Origin of the sequence: Acidovorax delafieldii, assembly GCF_007993815.1 — a bacterium.
In the GTDB taxonomy this organism is placed as follows: Bacteria; Pseudomonadota; Gammaproteobacteria; order Burkholderiales; family Burkholderiaceae_C; genus Acidovorax; species Acidovorax delafieldii.
Window position 1 is genome coordinate 105,569 of the sequence record NZ_VJWE01000001.1, and the last position, 18,035, is coordinate 123,603.

Annotated in this window: 15 protein-coding genes, 1 tRNA gene and 1 riboswitch; of the genes, 7 read left to right on the forward strand and 9 right to left on the reverse strand. The window is 65.5% G+C overall.

The genetic code is table 11. The features are described from left to right. The first annotated feature begins 44 nt into the window (after window positions 1-44). Entirely contained in the window at window positions 45-668 is a 624-nt protein-coding gene (locus tag ATF69_RS00490; protein WP_099730933.1) for a VOC family protein, read from the forward strand. Window positions 669-831: 163 nt separating this feature from the next. On the opposite strand, the gene ATF69_RS00495 is transcribed toward ATF69_RS00490, so the two are convergent. After that, window positions 832-2,691, reverse strand: a complete 1,860-nt coding sequence (locus ATF69_RS00495) for a M48 family metallopeptidase (protein WP_146869552.1) — start codon at window positions 2,689-2,691, stop codon at window positions 832-834. Between the two features lie 356 nt (window positions 2,692-3,047). On the opposite strand from ATF69_RS00495, the gene ATF69_RS00500 reads away from it, so the two are divergent. Together ATF69_RS00500 and galU are read left to right on the forward strand one after the other, a co-directional pair. Beyond that, entirely contained in the window at window positions 3,048-5,945 is a 2,898-nt protein-coding gene (locus ATF69_RS00500; protein WP_146869553.1) for a valine--tRNA ligase, read from the forward strand. Window positions 5,946-6,078: 133 nt separating this feature from the next. After that, entirely contained in the window at window positions 6,079-6,966 is an 888-nt protein-coding gene (gene galU, locus ATF69_RS00505) for a UTP--glucose-1-phosphate uridylyltransferase GalU (protein ID WP_146869554.1), read from the forward strand. 83 nt (window positions 6,967-7,049) lie between these two features. Here the strand turns inward: galU and ATF69_RS00510 are convergent, their stop codons facing one another. From ATF69_RS00510 to cysM, 3 genes are all read right to left on the reverse strand, one after another. Beyond that, complete coding sequence (locus ATF69_RS00510) at window positions 7,050-7,277, reverse strand: sulfurtransferase TusA family protein (protein ID WP_056067086.1); 228 nt, start codon at window positions 7,275-7,277, stop codon at window positions 7,050-7,052. Window positions 7,278-7,282: 5 nt separating this feature from the next. Next, window positions 7,283-7,867, reverse strand: a complete 585-nt coding sequence (locus ATF69_RS00515; RefSeq protein WP_056748250.1) for an NUDIX domain-containing protein — start codon at window positions 7,865-7,867, stop codon at window positions 7,283-7,285. 124 nt (window positions 7,868-7,991) lie between these two features. Further along, window positions 7,992-8,894: a cysteine synthase CysM gene (gene cysM / locus ATF69_RS00520; protein WP_015015341.1), complete on the reverse strand. Its 903-nt coding sequence runs from the start codon at window positions 8,892-8,894 to the stop codon at window positions 7,992-7,994. 39 nt (window positions 8,895-8,933) lie between these two features. On the opposite strand from cysM, the gene ATF69_RS00525 reads away from it, so the two are divergent. Next, window positions 8,934-9,018, forward strand: a tRNA-Leu gene (locus ATF69_RS00525). A gap of 273 nt (window positions 9,019-9,291) precedes the next feature. Here the strand turns inward: ATF69_RS00525 and ATF69_RS00530 are convergent. The 3 genes from ATF69_RS00530 to ATF69_RS00540 form a co-directional block, all read right to left on the reverse strand. Next, window positions 9,292-10,170 carry a DUF6279 family lipoprotein gene (locus ATF69_RS00530; RefSeq protein ID WP_146869555.1) on the reverse strand — a complete coding sequence of 293 codons (879 nt, stop codon included), beginning with the start codon at window positions 10,168-10,170 and terminating at the stop codon, window positions 9,292-9,294. A gap of 175 nt (window positions 10,171-10,345) precedes the next feature. After that, the gene (locus tag ATF69_RS00535; RefSeq protein ID WP_015015343.1) at window positions 10,346-10,561 is read right to left on the reverse strand and encodes a hypothetical protein; all 216 of its coding nucleotides are present in this window, start codon (window positions 10,559-10,561) and stop codon (window positions 10,346-10,348) included. Between the two features lie 87 nt (window positions 10,562-10,648). After that, a complete protein-coding gene (locus ATF69_RS00540) occupies window positions 10,649-11,593 on the reverse strand; it encodes a LysR family transcriptional regulator (protein WP_146869556.1) in 945 nt (314 codons plus the stop codon). 180 nt (window positions 11,594-11,773) lie between these two features. Between ATF69_RS00540 and ATF69_RS00545 the strand changes: the two genes are divergently transcribed. The 3 genes from ATF69_RS00545 to ATF69_RS00555 all read left to right on the forward strand — a co-directional run bounded on the left by ATF69_RS00545 (window position 11,774) and on the right by ATF69_RS00555 (window position 16,344). Beyond that, window positions 11,774-12,970 carry an acyl-CoA dehydrogenase gene (locus tag ATF69_RS00545; protein ID WP_015015345.1) on the forward strand — a complete coding sequence of 399 codons (1,197 nt, stop codon included), beginning with the start codon at window positions 11,774-11,776 and terminating at the stop codon, window positions 12,968-12,970. Window positions 12,971-13,079: 109 nt separating this feature from the next. Beyond that, window positions 13,080-14,354, forward strand: coding sequence for a CaiB/BaiF CoA transferase family protein (locus tag ATF69_RS00550; RefSeq protein WP_056748254.1), 1,275 nt, complete (start codon window positions 13,080-13,082; stop codon window positions 14,352-14,354). Between the two features lie 388 nt (window positions 14,355-14,742). Next, window positions 14,743-16,344 carry a methyl-accepting chemotaxis protein gene (locus ATF69_RS00555; RefSeq protein WP_244303616.1) on the forward strand — a complete coding sequence of 534 codons (1,602 nt, stop codon included), beginning with the start codon at window positions 14,743-14,745 and terminating at the stop codon, window positions 16,342-16,344. An 89-nt stretch (window positions 16,345-16,433) separates the two neighbouring features. Here ATF69_RS00555 and ATF69_RS00560 read toward each other — a convergent pair whose 3' ends face one another. Both ATF69_RS00560 and ATF69_RS00565 read right to left on the reverse strand, forming a co-directional pair. Further along, entirely contained in the window at window positions 16,434-16,982 is a 549-nt protein-coding gene (locus tag ATF69_RS00560) for a 6,7-dimethyl-8-ribityllumazine synthase (protein WP_146869557.1), read from the reverse strand. Window positions 16,983-17,132: 150 nt separating this feature from the next. After that, a riboswitch (FMN riboswitch) is annotated at window positions 17,133-17,302 on the reverse strand. A 137-nt stretch (window positions 17,303-17,439) separates the two neighbouring features. Beyond that, complete coding sequence (locus ATF69_RS00565) at window positions 17,440-17,925, reverse strand: hypothetical protein (protein ID WP_146869558.1); 486 nt, start codon at window positions 17,923-17,925, stop codon at window positions 17,440-17,442. Window positions 17,926-18,035 lie beyond the last annotated feature (110 nt).

Consider the following 18,035-nt stretch of genomic DNA (forward strand, 5'->3'; position numbering starts at 1 on the left):
TTACGAATAGTAGAATTGCGTTCACCGATTTGAGGAGACTCTGCATGAACGCCGTTCTGAACCCGACCGACCTGGCCAACCTGCCGGCACCCGCCGCCATCCAGCAGTTGCACCACTACGCCTACAAGGCCCGCGACGCCGAGGAAACGCGCCAGTTCTATGAAGACATCCTGGGCTTGCCGCTGTACCACATCATCCAGAGCGACTATGTGCCCAGCACCGGCGAGTACTGCCCCTACACCCACTTCTTCTTCCGCCTGCAGGACGGCTCGTTCATCGCCTTTTTCGACCTGGGCGACGACGTGAAGGCCGAGCCCTCGCCCAACACGCCCCTGTGGGTCAACCACATCGCGTTCCGCGTGAACACCGTGCAGGAGCTGGAGAACACCAAGCAGCGCCTGGAGGCGCATGGTGTGGAAGTGCTGGGCGTGACGGACCACCACATCTTCAAGAGCATCTATTTCTTCGATCCCAACGGCATTCGCCTGGAGCTGTCGGCCCAGCTGGCCAACGACGAGCAGATGGAAAAAGACAGCACCGTGGCCCACGCCCGCCTGCGCGAGTGGACGGCGCGCAAGGAGCAATGGCGCAAGGAACGCGCCGAAGGCAAGGTGGATGCGCCGCTCAAGCCCCAGCAAAACGACCGGCCGGAGTTTGTGCGCAAGTAAGCCGACCTGACCCCAGGCCTCCACGGTCCACGGGGTCGGCTGCACTGGCTGTGGTGCGCAGCCCCGTCCAACGGCCCTCCCACCGCTTTGCGATGGGATTTTTGGCCCTACAGCGCTGAAGCGCCACATCACATTGCCCCAACAGCTATACAAAAGATAGCAACTATCCCGCTGCCTGTTGCTGCGCCCGCATGATCTGGTGGCGCTGCCAGTAGTGGCTGACCACGGCGTTGAACTGGTCCTTGTCCTTCTTGAGGCCGGGCAGCTTGATCTTGCTGGTCTTGGCGCCCAGGCCCAGGGCGTTCTTCTCGGGGTGGGTCACGATCAGCGCGTTGCCAAAGCTGCTTTCCTTGAATTCCAGCCCCTTGATGGCATCCCAGAACACCGTGGTCTCATCGGCCGAGGTGCGGATACCGTCGATACTCACCTCCACCGTCGCATCGCCCTTGAGGGCAAACACCACGGGCGGGAAGTACTGCAGCACCAGGGCCCGCTCCTCGTCGTTGGCGGGCTCGTAGCGGTAGGCCAGGCTGCGCTCGTGGTCTTGCGCAAACTGCTGCTCGTAGGCGCTCCACAGCCGCTGCTCGATGGCGTCGGCGGTCAGGATCTCCTGCACCCAGGTGGTGGCGGGCACGCGCACGGCGATGGCGCCGTAGTCGCGCTCTTTCAGGGCCATACCCACGTTGCGCAGGCGCTCGGGCATGGCGGGATGTGAGTCGAAGGGGTGCGGCACATTGGCCGTCTTCATCGCATCCACAAAGTCGGGCGATGCCGCGTAGGGCGCCAGCCCCTGGGCCACAAAACTGGCAATGCCCAGCGTGCTGTTGTCGTGCCGCTCGTTGCGGCCAAACAGTTCGTCCTCGATGCGGTAGCGGTATTGGGCGTAGGCGGCAATCTTGACCAGCGACTGTGCAATCGCCGCCGGGCTCACCAGCTTGGCCGCCAGGCGGTCGGCCTTGAACTCACGCTCGCGGCTGTCGCTGGCCAGGGCGATTTCGAAAATGGTGCGGTACAGGTCCAGCAGCGGCGACGCCATGGCCGACAGCCCGCCCGTGCGGATGGCATGGCGGTAGTGGTCAAACTGCACCAGCTTGGGCCCCAGCTGTGCGCTGCGCCGCGTGTCGCCCCCGCGCAGGTGGGCTAGTTCATGGCCCAGCACGGCGTCGGCCTCAGTCTGGTCCAGAATGCGCAGCAGCGGCAGGCTCACAAACAGCGTGCGGCCCGTGAGGGTCTGCTGACCCACGGTGATCGGGGCCTCGGTCACGAAGAAGTTGGCATCAATGCCAGCCACGATGTGCCGGGGCGGCTCTGTCTTCAGGCGCTGCGCCAGGTGGCGGATGCGCTGCCACAGCAGCGGCGCATCGGCCTCGGCCACCAGCTCGCCCACCACCTGGTTGCTGGACTGCACCCGCTTGAAGATGCCCGCCACCGCCACCAGCACCCCCGCCGCCACGGCAAGCCCCACAAACAGCACCAGCTTGGGCGAGTACTTGTGGAAGAAAAACGCCGTCACCCAGAAGGACAGCCACACCGCCATCGTCCCTTGCACCACCAGCGCCGTGGCACTGGCCCAGGACGTCAGCCGCCAGCCCGCCACAAAGCTCACGTACTGCAGCGTGCGGTCGGCAAACGCCAGCGCCCCCAGCCCCAGTACCGCCAGCAGCAGCGCCGCGCTGGCCACCAGCGTCCACAGCGACAGCTTGCGCGCCATGTGGAACTGCCAGACATCGGAGAAGGCGTCGCACAGCGCATCGCGGTACTCGCGGGCCTCGGGGTCTGCATTGCTGCAGATGGTGGACGGCGGGTTGCTGCGGTAGTAGTCCTTGCGCGCCTGTTTCTCGTCGGCGGGCAGGCCCTTTTCGGCATCGATACGCTGGCTGATGCCGGCCACAAAACGGGCGTCCTGGTCGGTCTGGGCATAGCGGGTGAACACATAGGTCACCGCAGGCACCAGAAACAGCGCAAGCAGCGCATAGGCAAAGACCTTGACCAGGCCCAGGCGCCAGGCAGATTGAAACGTCATAGGTTCGGATGGTTGTGACGGCCCGGCTCTATGGCGCCGGAGGGTTGAACATCCCCCGCAAGCCACTGCACCAGTCCTTGTTGTAGATCGTGATCCGTAAGCGGAGCCTGGTTCACGTTGCCGCGCCCTTCCCACTCCGCCGGCCGGGATTATCAGGACGCATTCACCCGCGCCCCCAGGCACAAGGTAACCATTGGAAAGAATCGGCCGACAGACGGTGAGCAGCCCCCGAACGGGCGAAGGCCCTGCGGGGCCAGCGCCGGGGTGGCGGTCCCTTAAAATGTGCGGTTAACCCTCTTGTTCGTCGGAGCGCTCCCTGCGGCCGCTCCGCCCCACTGCCCCCACTGCGACACCCCATGAGCACGCCCCAACCACAACCCGGCCTCGAAAGCCTGTCCAAGTCGTTTGAACCTGCTGCACTGGAAGCCCACTGGGGCCCCGAATGGGAAAAGCGCGGGTATGGCACCGCAGGCCACCGTGGCACGGGCCAGCCCCAGGCGGGCGAGCCCGCCTTTTCCATCCAGTTGCCCCCGCCCAACGTGACTGGCACGCTGCACATGGGCCATGCGTTCAACCAGACGATCATGGACAGCCTCACGCGCTACCACCGCATGAAGGGCTTCAACACCGTATGGGTGCCGGGCACCGACCACGCAGGCATCGCCACGCAGATCGTGGTGGAGCGCCAGCTGCAGGAGCAGGGCATCAGCCGCTACGACATGGGCCCCACCCCGCCCGAGGCGCGCAAGAACTTCGTGAGCAAGGTGTGGGAGTGGAAGGAAAAGTCCGGTAACACCATCACCACGCAGATGCGCCGCATGGGCGACAGCGTGGACTGGAGCCGCGAATACTTCACCATGGACGACAAGCTGAGCGCAGTCGTCACCGACACCTTCGTGAAGCTGTACGAACAGGGCCTGATCTACCGCGGCAAGCGCCTGGTGAACTGGGACCCCAAGCTGCAGTCCGCCGTATCCGACCTGGAAGTCGAGAGCGAAGAAAAAGACGGCTCGCTGTGGCACATCGCCTACCCGCTGGCCGATGGATCGGGCAGCCTGACGGTGGCCACCACCCGCCCCGAGACCATGCTGGGCGACGTGGCGCTGATGGTGCACCCCGAGGACGCGCGCTACACGCACCTCATCGGCAAGATGGTCAACCTGCCACTGTGCGACCGCCAGATCCCGGTGATCGCCGACGAGTACGTGGACAAGGAATTCGGCACGGGCGTGGTGAAGGTGACGCCTGCGCACGACCAGAACGACTACGCCGTGGGCCAGCGCCACAAGCTGCCCATGATCGTGGTGCTGACGTTGCAAGCCACCATCAACGAGAACGCGCCCGCCAAGTACCAGGGCATGGACCGCTTCGTGGCCCGCAAGGCCGTGGTGGCCGACCTGGAAGCCATCGGCGCGCTGGTCGAGGTCAAGAAGCACAAGCTCATGGTGCCGATCTGCACCCGCACCGGCCAGGTGATCGAGCCCATGCTGACCGACCAGTGGTTCGTGGCCATGAGCAAGGTGTCCGACCAGGACCCCACCGGCAAGAGCATTGCGCAAAAGGCCATCGACGCCGTGGCCAGCGGCGATGTGAAGTTCGTGCCCGAGAACTGGGTGAACACCTACAACCAGTGGATGAACAACATCCAGGACTGGTGCATCAGCCGCCAGCTGTGGTGGGGCCACCAGATCCCGGCCTGGTACGACGAAGACGGCAACGTGATCGTCGCCCGCACCGAAGCCGAGGCGCAGGCCAAGGCCCCGGGCAAGCAGCTGCGCCGTGACGAGGACGTGCTGGACACCTGGTACTCGTCCGCGCTCGTGCCCTTCAGCACCATGGGCTGGCCGAACCAAGGCACCGCCGAGACCGACGACTTCAACCTGTACCTGCCCAGCACCGTGCTGGTCACGGGCTACGACATCATCTTCTTCTGGGTCGCCCGGATGATCATGATGACCACGCACTTCACGGGCCGCGTGCCGTTCAAGCATGTGTACATCCACGGCCTGGTGCGCGACGCGCAGGGCAAGAAGATGAGCAAGTCCGAAGGCAACGTGCTCGACCCGGTGGACCTGATCGACGGCATCGCGCTGGAGCCCCTGCTGGACAAGCGCACCACCGGCCTGCGCAAGCCCGAGACCGCGCCCACGGTGCGCAAGAACACGCAAAAGGAATTCCCCGAGGGCATTCCCGCCTACGGCGCCGATGCGCTGCGCTTCACGTTTGCCGCATTGGCATCGCTGGGCCGCAGCATCAACTTCGACAGCAAGCGCTGCGAGGGCTACCGCAACTTCTGCAACAAGCTCTGGAACGCCAGCCGCTTCGTGCTGATGAACTGCGAGGGCCAGGACTGTGGCCTGAAGGAGCACACCAAGGAAGAGTGCCAGCCCGGCGGCCCGGCCCACGGCTACATGCAGTTCAGCCAGGCCGACCGCTGGATCAGCTCGCTGCTGCAAAAGACCGAGGCCGAAGTCGCCAAAGGCTTTGAAGAGTACCGCCTGGACAACGTGGCCAACACGATCTACGACTTTGTCTGGAACGAGTACTGCGACTGGTACCTGGAGATCGCCAAGGTGCAGATCCAGAACGGCACCGAAGCGCAGCAACGCGCCACGCGCCGCACGCTGATCCGCACGCTGGAAGCCATCCTGCGCCTGGCCCACCCCATCATCCCGTTCATCACCGAGGCCCTGTGGCAGGTGGTGGCACCTGTGGCCGGCATCCCGGGCGAATCGGTCAGCATTGCGCGCTACCCCCAGGCCCAGCCCGAGAAGATCGACGAGGCCGCGATTGCCCACATGGGCCGCGTGAAGGGCCTCGTGGACGCATGCCGCGCGCTGCGGGGCGAGATGAACGTGTCTCCCTCCACCCGCCTGCCCCTGTACGTGGTGGGCGACACCGAGTTCATGCGTGGCGTGGGCCCGGTGCTGCAGGCGCTGGCCAAGCTCAGCGAGGTGAAGGTGTTTGACGACGAGTCCGCCTGGGCCGCCGCCGCACAGGCCGCGCCCGTGGCCGTGGTGGGTGACGCCCGCATGTGCCTGTACATGGAGATCGACGTGGCGGCTGAGAAGGCGCGCCTGTCCAAGGAAATCGCGCGCATCGACGGCGAGATCACCAAGGCCAACAACAAGCTGTCCAACGAAGCCTTTGTGGCCAAGGCCCCCGCGGCGGTGATCGAGCAGGAGAAAAAGCGCATTGCCGACTTCGGCGCCACGCTGGGCAGATTGCGCGATCAGCTGACACGGCTGGGCTAAAACCCGGGCCATACTGCGCCATGGCAGCCCGTCCCGTAAGGGCTGCCCGCCCCGTTTTCATGTTTTGCCGGTGTGGGTTGCGGGCTGCAGTGCAGCCCGGGCACACCGCCACCCATCCGTCCAGAGGAGCCCCATGACTGTTGCCACGACCGTTCGCAAAGCCGTTTTCCCCGTTGCCGGACTGGGCACGCGTTTTCTGCCCGCCACCAAGGCCAGCCCCAAGGAGATGCTGCCCGTGGTGGACAAGCCGCTGATCCAGTACGCAGTGGAAGAGGCCTACGCCGCCGGCATCCGCCACATGATTTTTGTGACTGGCCGCAGCAAGCGCGCCATTGAAGACCACTTCGACACCGCCTACGAGCTGGAGGCCGAGCTGGAAGCGGCCGGCAAGAAGGAACTGCTGGAGCTGGTGCGCTCCATCCAGCCCAGCGACATGGACTGCGCCTTTGTGCGCCAGCCCCGCTCCCTGGGCCTGGGCCACGCAGTGTTGTGCGCGGAGCCCCTGGTGGGCAAGGAGCCCTTTGCCGTGCTGCTGGCCGACGATTTGATGGTGGGCCCTCAGGGCGGTCAGCCCGTGCTGGCGCAGATGGCGACCGCGTTCCGCCAGCAAGGCCGCTCGGTGATCGCAGTGCAAGAGGTGCCCGAGGACCAGGTGCACAAATACGGCATCGTGGCGGGCGAGCCTGCCGGTGGCCCGTTGATCCGCATCCAGCGCATTGTCGAAAAGCCCAAGGCGGCCGATGCCCCCTCGCGCATGGGCGTGGCAGGCCGCTACATCCTCACGCCCGGCGTGTTTGACGAGATCCGCAACCAGCCGCGCGGCGTGGGCGGCGAGATCCAGCTCACCGACGGCATTGCGCGCCTGATGAACAATGAAGCCGTCTACGCCTTCCAGTACGAAGGCAAACGCTACGACTGCGGCAGCAAGGAAGGGTTTCTGGAAGCGACGGTGGAACTGGCCCTGAAGCACCCGCAGGTGGGGGCGCACTTCCGGGACTACCTGAAGAACCTGGCGCTGTAAACGCGGCCGGCCAAGCCCTCTGACACTTCAAAATCGATAGCTGCCCGTGCTTATTGGATAAGCGCTGGCAGCTATTTTTACGTTCAACGGCGGCGCAGGATGTGGATGAACTCCTCGCCCACGGTCTGTTGCTCCACCAGCTCGTTGCCGGTCTGCTTGGCAAACGCCTGAAAGTCGCGCAGCGATCCGTTGTCTGTCGCCACCACCTTGAGCAGCTGGCCGCTGGCCATGTCCGACAGCGCCTTCTTGGCCTTGAGGATGGGCAAGGGGCAGTTCAGGCCCCGGGTGTCGATTTCTTTGTGAATGTCCATGGTCATCAATCCTTTGGCGGCGTCGCGGCCGGGGCTTGTTCGTCCAGCCCACGGCGGCGTTCTGCATTTTCTTCGGCCGTGAAAAACACGGGCTCGTGGCCCCGGGTGCGCAGCCAGTCGGCCAGCGCGTAGCCCGTGCCCGCAGGCCAGCATTTGAGGTCTGGCAGATCGTACAACCGGTAGTCCACCAGCTCCGGCGAGAGTTGCACCTGCCCGGTGGCCACCACGTGGTAGGCAATGATGACCTGGTTCATGCGCAAAAACTCGTAGGCCCCCACCAGGGTGGTGGACTGCACATCGAGGTTGGTCTCTTCCTTGACCTCGCGCGCAATGCCCTCCTGGGGCGACTCGCCCGCCTCCATGAAGCCGGTGATCAGCGCAAACATCTTGCCCGGCCATGCCGCATTGCGCGCCAGCAGCACCTTGCCGTCGATCTCCACAATGGCAGCCAGCACGGGCGTGGGGTTGTTCCAGTGCGTCCAGCCGCAGGCGGGGCAGCGCAGCCGCTCCTTGTCGCCGCCGTCTTCGGCCAGCGTGATGGGCTGCAACTCGGTGGCACAGTGGGGGCAAAAACGGACTTCGTAGGGCATATGCTATCTTTTATGTAGCTGCTGAGGCATGTTCAACTAGCACAAGCAGCCATTCTGATTCAAAAACCTGCGAAGAGGCACCCGGCAATGCCCCTGGAGCCCACTGCGCAGGCCGTTTCACAGGTCACGCAGGAAACACCCCGGTCGACAAATACCGGTCGCCCCGATCGCACACGATGAAGACGATGGTGGCATTGCTGTCGCGCGCAGCGATCTGCTGCGCCACCCAGCACGCGCCTGCAGCCGAGATGCCGGCAAAAATGCCCTCTTCGCGCGCGAGGCGGCGGCACATGTCTTCGGCGCTGTCCTGGCTCACATACACCAGCTCATCGACCGTGCTGGCGTCATAAATCTTGGGCAGGTACTCCTGCGGCCACTTGCGGATGCCCGGGATGCGCGAGCCTTCTTCGGGCTGTGCACCGATGATCTGGATGGCAGGGTTCTTCTCCTTGAGGAACCGCGACACGCCCGTGATGGTGCCCGTGGTGCCCATGGCGCTCACAAAGTGGGTGATGCGCCCGCCGGTCTGCTCCCAGATCTCGGGGCCTGTGGTTTCGTAGTGAATGCGGGGGTTGTCGGGGTTGCCAAACTGGTCCAGCACCTTGCCCTCACCACGCTTTTGCATGGCCTCGGCCAGGTCGCGGGCGTGCTCCATGCCGCCGCTCTTGGGCGTGAGCACCAGTTCTGCGCCAAAGGCCTTCATGGTCTGTGCACGCTCGATGGACAAATCCTCAGGCATCACCAGCACCATGCGGTAGCCCTTGATGGCCGCGGCCATCGCCAAAGCGATGCCGGTATTGCCCGACGTGGCCTCGATCAGCGTGTCGCCAGGGCGGATGTCGCCACGCTCTTCGGCGCGGCGGATCATCGACAGTGCAGGCCGGTCCTTGACGGACCCCGCCGGGTTGTTGCCTTCCAGCTTGCCGAGCACCACATTGCCCCGCGCGGCGTTATCCTGGGCCCCAATGCGCTGCAGCGCCACCAGCGGCGTGTTGCCTACCGCGTCTTCAATCGTCGGATATTTCATACGCCCTACTGTGCCATAATTCAGGGCTTCACATATTCCGCCCGGGTGGTGAAATTGGTAGACGCAGGGGACTCAAAATCCCCCGCCGCAAGGCGTGCCGGTTCGATTCCGGCCCCGGGCACCACAGTCAACAAGGCCGGTAGCTTCCACGAGCTATCGGCCTTTTTGCTGGGCCAGCCGCTGTGGCGGCGGCATGTGATTTCTGCACACCTCCACACCCAGCCACCGCCATGACCGCCCAGGATCTGATCGCGCACGCCACCGTGCTGGCCTACCGGCTGGCGGGTTACGCCCTGCAGAACATGGCCGAGGATGCGGCCCTGCTGGCGATGATGTTCTGCTGACCTTCGCGTCGCGGCAGCAGCCTCCGCGCTTCGCCCCACCCTCGCGCTGCACATCAGCGCGCAGCCAGCAACAGGAAGTCCTGCTCATAACCCTTGAGCGATTGCGCCGCACGCAGCCGGTGCGCAGGCGTCATGGCGTTGTGCAGGCGCGCAAACCCCTCGCAGCCCTCGGCCACCAGCGCTTGTGCGTAGCGCTGGTAGGCGACGTCCGGTGACGTCACCACGCGGTCCAGGAAGCCGAGCATCAGCGTGCGTGCCTGGGCGGTGTTGCCACGGTCGGCCTGGATGCTGCGCAGCACCTGCACCAAGTCTTTTTGCCGGCGCACACGCTCGGCATAGGTGCGCTGCGGGTCAAAAGCCGACTGGGCGATAAAGGCGCGCAGCACGGCCTTCTGGGGTTCGTCCAGCGCGCCATAAAAGGTTTCGAGCTGCGACGAGAGGTCCTTGAAGCGGCGCTCGCGCATCTTGTCGGGCGATGGGTCCAGCCATTCGGATTTCCAGTCAGCGTTGCTGTCGGCCTGCTTGCGCTCCAGATTGCGGATCTGCGCCTCGGACAGCTGCGAGGCCAGCCACACCACCTTGGGCTCGGCATGGGCCAGCACCTTGTCCAGCTGTGTACGAGCCTCGTCATAGATGCGGCAGGCCTGCTCGGGGGTGATGGTCGCGGGCAACTGCTGCTGCACCTTTTGCAACAGCTCGGCATGCTGGGGCAGCATGGTGTCGCGGTGCCAGCGGTGCAGGTCGCCCAGGTCGCCCCGCACACGCTCCGTCTGCGCGTCCGACAGGTCAAGGTAACGGTTCAGCTGCCAGTACGCCAGGTGGGGCACCTGGTTGTACGCCAGCCGCACTGTGCTGCAACCCGCCAGCAGCACACAGGCAACGGCCAGCGCGGCGATGCACAGGGTGGTGCGCAAACGGGACAAAGCGGGCACGGCGGCTCCAAACAAGGGGAATGGCACAGGATAGGCCCAAGGCTGCGCACGGCGGCCACAGGGCCCGGATACCCCAGCCCGCGCACCAGGATTTAGCCAAAGGCACCCACCCGCACGGAGGTCCCACGCCACACCCTGCGACGGATGCGCACAAGGGGCCGGCTGACGCGCGGGGTCAGTTGTCCTGTCGCCGGATCAACTGGCGGCCACTGGCAGTGATGGCCAGTTCACCCCCCGTCCCCTTGGTGATGAAGCCCCATTCGAGCAGTCGCCCCGACACATGGTCCTTGAGCGCATGGGGCAGCGTGATGACTTCGCCCATCTCCAGTTGCTTGAGGGTCTCGATCTCGTCCACAGTGGGGTCGAAATGCGGAGCGTGGTAAGTGGTCATGGTGGTCGCTCTCCAACAAGGTTGCTGAATGAAAGACAGACTTCCGCGCGGCCAGATTAGTTCACAGCCCCCGTGGGCGCAAGCGCGTCATCCCGCAACCGGCGGGCTACCCACCTCTGCCATGTTCTGGAGCCAGCGCGCAAACGTGGCCAGCACCGGGGGCTGGGCCTGTGCGGGGCTGATGAGGTAGTACGCCCGCTCGCCGCGCAGCGGGCGGTTGCAGGCCACCACCAGCTCGCCGCTGGCGATTTCGGCCTCGATGAGCAGCGGCGGGATCAGCGCCACGCCCATGCCATGCGTGGCGGCCACGGCCAGCATGGAGAACAGCTCGTACCGCGGGCCATCCAGCGCGTGCGGTGCCTCCACCCCCATCGCATCGAACCACTGGCGCCAGCCGTAGGGGCGTGTGCTTTGCTGCAGCAGCGGCAGCTCGGCCAGCGCCTCGGCGGCCACGGGCTGGTGGGCGCGGCCCCGGCCCCGGGGCGCGGCGGATTCGAGCAGGCGCGGGCTGCACACGGGCACCACGTCTTCGTGCATCAGCAGTTGCGCCTGTACGCCGGGCCAGTTGGCCACCTGCTCGGGCGTGCCGGCATACAAGGCGGCATCGAAGGTGGTGTCGGCAAACAAGAAGGGCCGCGTCTGTGTGTCGATGTGCACCACGATATCGGGATGCGCCTGCGCCAGGTGCGGCAGGCGGGGGATGAGCCAGCGCGTGGCAAAGGTGGGCACCGCCGCCAGCGTAAGGGTGCCGCCCTCGCCCTGGTGGGCCATCACGTCCAGCGTATCGCGCTCCAGCCCCTGCAGCCAGCGCGCCACCTGGCGGCCATAGTGCGCGCCAGCAGGCGTCAGCACCACGCCGTGGCGCGTGCGGCGAAACAGTGCCACGCCCAAAAATTCTTCCAGCGCCTGGATCTGGCGCGAGACGGCGCTTTGGGTGAGCGACAGCTCCTGCGCGGCGCGGGTGTAGCTCTCGTGGCGGGCGGCCACTTCAAAACAGGCCAGGGCCTGGGTCGATGGAATGTTGCGGCGCATGATGAAGAGGAATTTTTAAGTGACCAGCCACGCCTTGGCTTAGCTAGCCGCCAGTATTCCATACATTCCATAAACGCATGTCTGGATGAAAAGAACTCGCTTGCGGGCCACCACCCCAAGGCCTACGATGCGTTCCAGATTCGTTTTTTTCTTCCCCCCCTTTCCGACCTGGAGACACACATGGCCCACGCCGCTTTTCAATGGGATGACCCTTTCCTCCTGAGCCAGCAACTGACCGACGACGAGCGCGCCATCCGCGACGCCGCCGCAGCGTATTGCCAGGACAAGCTGGCACCCCGCGTGCTGGACGCCTTCCGCCACGAAAAGATGGACGTGAGCATCTTCCGCGAGATGGGCGAAGTGGGCCTCTTGGGCCCCACCATCCCCGAGCAATACGGTGGCCCCGGCCTAAGCTATGTGGCCTACGGCCTGATCGCCCGCGAAGTGGAGCGTGTGGACTCGGGCTACCGCTCGATGGCCAGCGTGCAGTCGTCGCTGGTGATGGTGCCCATTTATGAATTCGGCAGCGAAGCCCAGCGCCAGAAGTACCTGCCCAAGCTCGCCAGCGGCGAGTGGATCGGCTGCTTTGGCCTGACCGAGCCCGACCACGGCTCTGACCCTGGCAGCATGGCCACGCGCGCCTACAAGGTCGATGGCGGCTACAAGCTCAAGGGCAGCAAGATGTGGATCACCAACAGCCCCGTGGCCGACGTGTTCGTGGTCTGGGCCAAGGAAGTGTCCGAAGGCGGCGCCGTGGGCCCCATCCGCGGCTTTGTGCTGGAAAAGGGCATGAAGGGCCTGACAGCCCCCGCCATCCACGGCAAGGTGGGCCTGCGCGCCTCCATCACCGGCGAGATCGTGATGGACGATGTGTTCGTGCCCGAAGAAAACGCGTTCCCTGAAGTGCAGGGCCTCAAGGGCCCCTTCACCTGCCTGAACAGCGCGCGCTACGGCATTGCCTGGGGAGCCCTGGGCGCGGCCGAGTTCTGCTGGCACACTGCCCGCCAGTACACGCTGGACCGCAAGCAGTTTGGCCGCCCCCTGGCTGCCAACCAGCTCATCCAGAAGAAGCTGGCCGACATGCAGACCGAGATCGCCATCGGCCTGCAGGCCTGTCTGCAGTTCGGCCGCATGAAGGATGCGGGCACGGCCAGCGTGGAAGGCACCTCCATCATCAAGCGCAACAGCTGCGGCAAGGCGCTGGACATTGCCCGCCTGGCGCGCGACATGATGGGCGGCAACGGCATCAGCGACGAATTCGGCGTGGCCCGCCACCTGGTGAACCTGGAAGTGGTGAACACTTACGAAGGCACGCACGATGTGCATGCCCTCATCCTGGGCCGCGCCCAGACGGGCATCGCAGCGTTCGCCAACTGATCGGCCTGCGCCCCGAAAACCGGCAAAAACACCGCCTTTGCGGTGTTTTTGCCTTGTAGCGCCAGTCAATCATGCGCTGACAGCTATCAATTTCATAGTACACCACACCATGACCACCCCCTCTACCTCTCCCGGCGCCCTCGCAGGCATCAAGGTGCTCGACCTCTCCCGCGTGCTCGCGGGCCCCTGGTGCACCCAGGTGCTGGCTGATCTGGGGGCGGACGTTGTCAAGGTGGAGCGCCCCGGCGTGGGCGACGACACGCGCCAGTGGGGTCCGCCCTTTTTGAAAGACGCCGAGGGCAACGACACCAACCAGGCCAGCTACTACACCGCCTGCAACCGCAACAAGCGCTCGGTCACCATCGACATGGCCTCGCCCGAGGGCCAGGCGCTGATCCGGCAGATGGCGCAAGAGGCGGACATCGTGGTGGAGAACTTCAAGGTCGGTGGCCTCAAGCAATACGGCCTGGACCACGAGAGCCTGCGCGCGCTCAACCCGCGCCTCATCTACTGCTCCGTCACCGGCTTCGGGCAAGACGGGCCCTACGCCGAGCGCGCAGGCTACGACCTGATGGTGCAGGCCATGACGGGCCTGATGAGCATCACCGGCCAGGCCGACAGCCAGCCCGGCGGCGGCCCCATCCGCGTAGGCGTGGCCGTGATCGACCTGTTCACCGGCCTGTATGCCAGCAACGCCATCCTGGCCGCGCTGCACGTGCGCGACAACGCCACCAATGGCTCGGGCCAGGGCCAGCACATCGACATGGCGCTGCTCGACGTGGGCATGGCCGTGCTGGCCAACCAGGCCTCGGGCTTCCTCGCCACCGGCAAGGCGCCCGGCCGCATGGGCAACAGCCACCCCAGCCTCGCGCCCTACCAAGACTTCCCCACGCAGGACGGCAACATGCTGCTGGCCATTGGCAACGACGGGCAGTTCCAGCGCTTTTGCGCCGCCGCCGAGCAGCCCCAGTGGGCCAGCGACCCGCGCTATGCCACCAACACACTGCGCGTGCAAAACCGCACCGCGCTGATCCCCGCCATGGAGGCCGTGACCCGCACGCGCACCACAGCCGAATGGATCACGCTGCTGGAAGACAAGGCCGTGCCTTGCGGCCCCATCAACACCATTGCCCAGGCGTTTGACGACGCGCAGGTGCAGGCCCGTGGCCTGGCCGTGACGCTGCCGCGCTGGAAGGACGGCGAGGCAGCCACCGACAAGGTGCAGCAGATCACCGGCGTGGCCAGCCCGCTGCGCCTGTCGGCCACGCCACCGGTGCTGCGCAATGCGCCGCCGGCACTGGGGCAGCACACCGATGAAGTGCTGCGCGAAATGGGGCTGGACCCGGCGCGCATCGCTGCGCTGCGGGCCAGCGGGGTTTTGTAGCCAAACCCACGCGGCACCGAGCTGCGCAACGCCCCCGCCATTGAACGGCCTTGCCCTCACCGGCAAGGCGTTTTTATTGGCACTGCATGAATCCAATCAGGCCCTGGCGCTTGTCCAATAAGCACCCATCGCTATCAATTTCATAACAAGCTCAGCCACTCGCGGCGCCTGAGCGCGATTTAGTCTTGGCAAAAAGAGATGTACAAAAAATTACACATCTCTCCATAATGGCATCGGGAATCTCTCCGGCGCGGCGCACAGCACGCGCCGGTTGACCGAGACGAGAGGCGCAGTGGGACAACCGCCGCAACGTACGGGGAAGTCCAGCTGGGCCGCATGCACTTTGCCCCGCCCCAGCGGCGAATCGTGGACCCCACAGGAGTTCCCCATGAAGCTCAGCCTCAAGCTCCCCCTGGCCTTCACCGTGTCGCTGCTTTTGCTGTTTGCAGCGGCGCTGTTTGGCATCAGCCGCCTGAACCAGGCGCTCGACACCTACCAGACCACCGTGGCCCAGAGCTTCGAGCACGAGCGCATGGCGGCCGGCATGCTCAATAACTTCAAGGTACAGGTGCAGGAGTGGAAGAACGTGCTGTTGCGCGGCAAGGACCCAGCCCAGCTCACGCGCTACTGGGCCGCGTTTGAAAAGCAGGAAAAGGCCATTAAGGACGAGTCGCAAAAACTCATCGCCGCACTGCCCGCTGGCGAAGGCAGAGAGCGCGTGACCCAGTTTGCGCAAGCGCATGAGCGAATGGGCGCCGCCTACCGCCAAGGGTTTGAGGCCTTCAAGGCAGCCGACCACGACCCGCAAGCCGGCGACAAGGCCGTGGCGGGCATGGACCGCGAGCCCTCGCAGCTGCTGGACCAGGCCGGTGGCCTGATCGCCAAGGCCAGCAGCGAAGTGGCCGAGCGCGCCGCCAATGCAGCGCAGCGGGCCACCACCATCAGCCTGGTGGTGATGCTGGTGGTGTGCGCGCTGGGCATAGCAGGCGCCATTGCCTTCAGCCGCACCGTGGTGAACCCGCTGGACAACGCGGTGCGCGTGTCGCAGGCCGTGGCCAGCGGCGACCTGACGGTGGCACGGCACGTGCAGGGCAAGGACGAGATCGCACTGCTGCTCAATGCCTTGCACGACATGCAGATCAGCCTGTCGCAGGTGGTAAGCAATGTGCGCAACAACGCCGACAGCGTGGCCGCCGCCAGCACCGAGATCGCGCAGGGCAACAACGACCTGAGCGCCCGCACCGAACAGCAGGCCAGCGCGCTGGAGCAAACATCGGCATCGATGGAAGAACTCAGCTCCACCGCGCAGGCCAACGCCGAGAACGCGCGTACCGCCAACCAGTTGGCTGTGAGCGCCAGCACCGTGGCCGTGCAGGGCGGTGATGTGGTGGCCGAAGTGGTGACGACCATGAAGGGCATCAACGACAGCAGCCGCAAGATCGCCGACATCATCAGCGTGATCGATGGCATCGCCTTCCAGACCAACATCCTGGCGCTGAACGCGGCCGTGGAAGCCGCCCGCGCCGGCGAACAAGGCCGGGGCTTTGCCGTGGTGGCGGGCGAGGTGCGTAGCCTCGCGCAGCGCAGTGCCGAGGCCGCCAAGGAGATCAAGACCCTGATCCACGCCAGCGTGGAGCGCGTGGAACTGGGCACCACGCTGGTGGACAAGGCGGGAGCCACGATGAACCAGGTGGTGAGCGCCATCCGCCGCGTGACCGACATCGTGGGCGAGATCAGCGCCGCGAGCAGCGAGCAAAGCGCAGGTGTGGCCCAGGTAGGGGACGCCATCACCGAAATGGACCAGGCCACGCAGCAGAACGCCGCGCTGGTCGAACAGAGCGCCGCCGCCGCCGACAGCCTCAAGGTGCAGGCGCAGCAGCTGGTGCAGGCAGTGGCGGTGTTCCGGCTGGCAGACACCGACGCCCCCCCCCCCAGACAGGCCAGCATGCCCGCACCGGGCCACCACCAGCCCCGGTTGGCCGCAGGCTGAAGCGGAGCAGCCATTTCAAGCCTAATCGGCTTGAAGCGCTAGTGCATCAAATGCCAATAGCTACATAAATAGTAGCAAATGGCGCCTTCTCAGGCTTCAGCCAGCGCAGGGGTTGCCTGCTGCACGGTGGCCAGCGTGGGCGAGGCCAGCTTGCGCAGGTAGGCCATGGTCTGCAGGCAGGCCTGGGCCACCTCAGTGCCCTTCTTCACAAAATGCTCGCGGAAGAAGCGCACATGGTCCTCGTGGTCGTGGAAGTCGCGCGGCGTGAGCACGGCCGACATCACAGGCACCTCGGTGTCGAGCTGCACGCGCATCAGCCCGTCGATGACGGCGGTGGTGACGAACTCGTGGCGGTAGATGCCGCCGTTGACCACCAGCGCACAGGCCACGATGGCGTCGTAGCGCCCGCTGCGCGCGAGCTTGCGGGCCAAAAGCGGAATCTCGAACGCACCGGGCACATCGAACAGCGCCACCTGCGCGGGGGGCAGGCCGTGGCGGTCAAACTCGGCCAGGGCCGCGTCGCGGGCCTGGTGCACGATGTCCTGGTGCCAGCTGGCACTGATGATAGCCACGCGGGCGCCACGGTGGGCAGCGACGGGAGCCAGGGGGGAAATGGAAGGTGACGAAGACTGATTCATGGGTTCCTCAAAACAGGTCATACCAGAATCAGGGCGCGCGCGAACACGGCGCCTGCACAGGGCGGCGCAGGCCCTGCGCCATGCCAGCGCGCAACAAAGCACGCAGGCAAATGCCAAAGGCCCAGCCACCCATGGCGGGAGCTGTGGGTTTCGCGATCTCTTTCATCCGGACTGTGACCGTCGGCTCTGGTTTCGCACCAGATCTGCTGACCCTGCAGGCCGATCCGAAGAACGGAACCGCAGGCGCTCGCGGGCTGTTGCCGACTTTTCAGCCAACAAATACCGCCGGTGGGGAATTCCGCCCCGCCCTGAGAACGCTGTCGGCCCCGACGGTCATCCGGGGCCGACGGGTGGGATTTTAGGCGGCGGGCACGCAGTACGCCGTCGCGCAGGCGATTGCCTGCACTGGCAGTGCCGGTTTCTGCGGCTGTGGGCTGTATTGAATGCCGAAGTCTGCTCAGCGCACGCGCTGAAACCCGCCTTCGGCCCAGGCCGCTGCGCTGGCGGGCGTGAGCTTGAAGGTGGGCGGCGCGGACGCACGGGCAACCTCTTCACCCAGCTCGTCCTGCGCGCTCAGCGTGGCCGTGGCGCCTTCCTCATCGGGCACGATGGCCAGCGCCACGCGCAGGCGCTGGCCGTCTGCGGTGGTGATGTGCACGCTCTTGTTCAGCTGCGCGTGCAGTTGCTGCTCATGGCGGCGCACCACTTCGCTGGCGGTCTTGACCAGGGTGTGGAAGGCCGACACATCGAGGGGCTTGGGGTTCTTCTTGTCGCGGCCCATGGTCCAGGGGCCCACCAGCGCGGGTTCGGCCTCGCCCTTCAGCGTCATGGACACGGCCCAGCCATCGTCGTCTTCGTTCTTGATGACCTGCGCCGTCCAGAGCCCATCGCTCCAGCAGCGGGGTTCCTGGATGGTGTCGGGCGTGTCGGGTGCGTCGGTCATGGAGAAAAAGGTCTGGATGGCAGGAAAGGGCGCAGAGCATAACGGCAGGGCCTGGCCGCCCCAATTTCCAATAACCATTGGTTATCGAAAGGGGCCAGGCATAGCGCGGG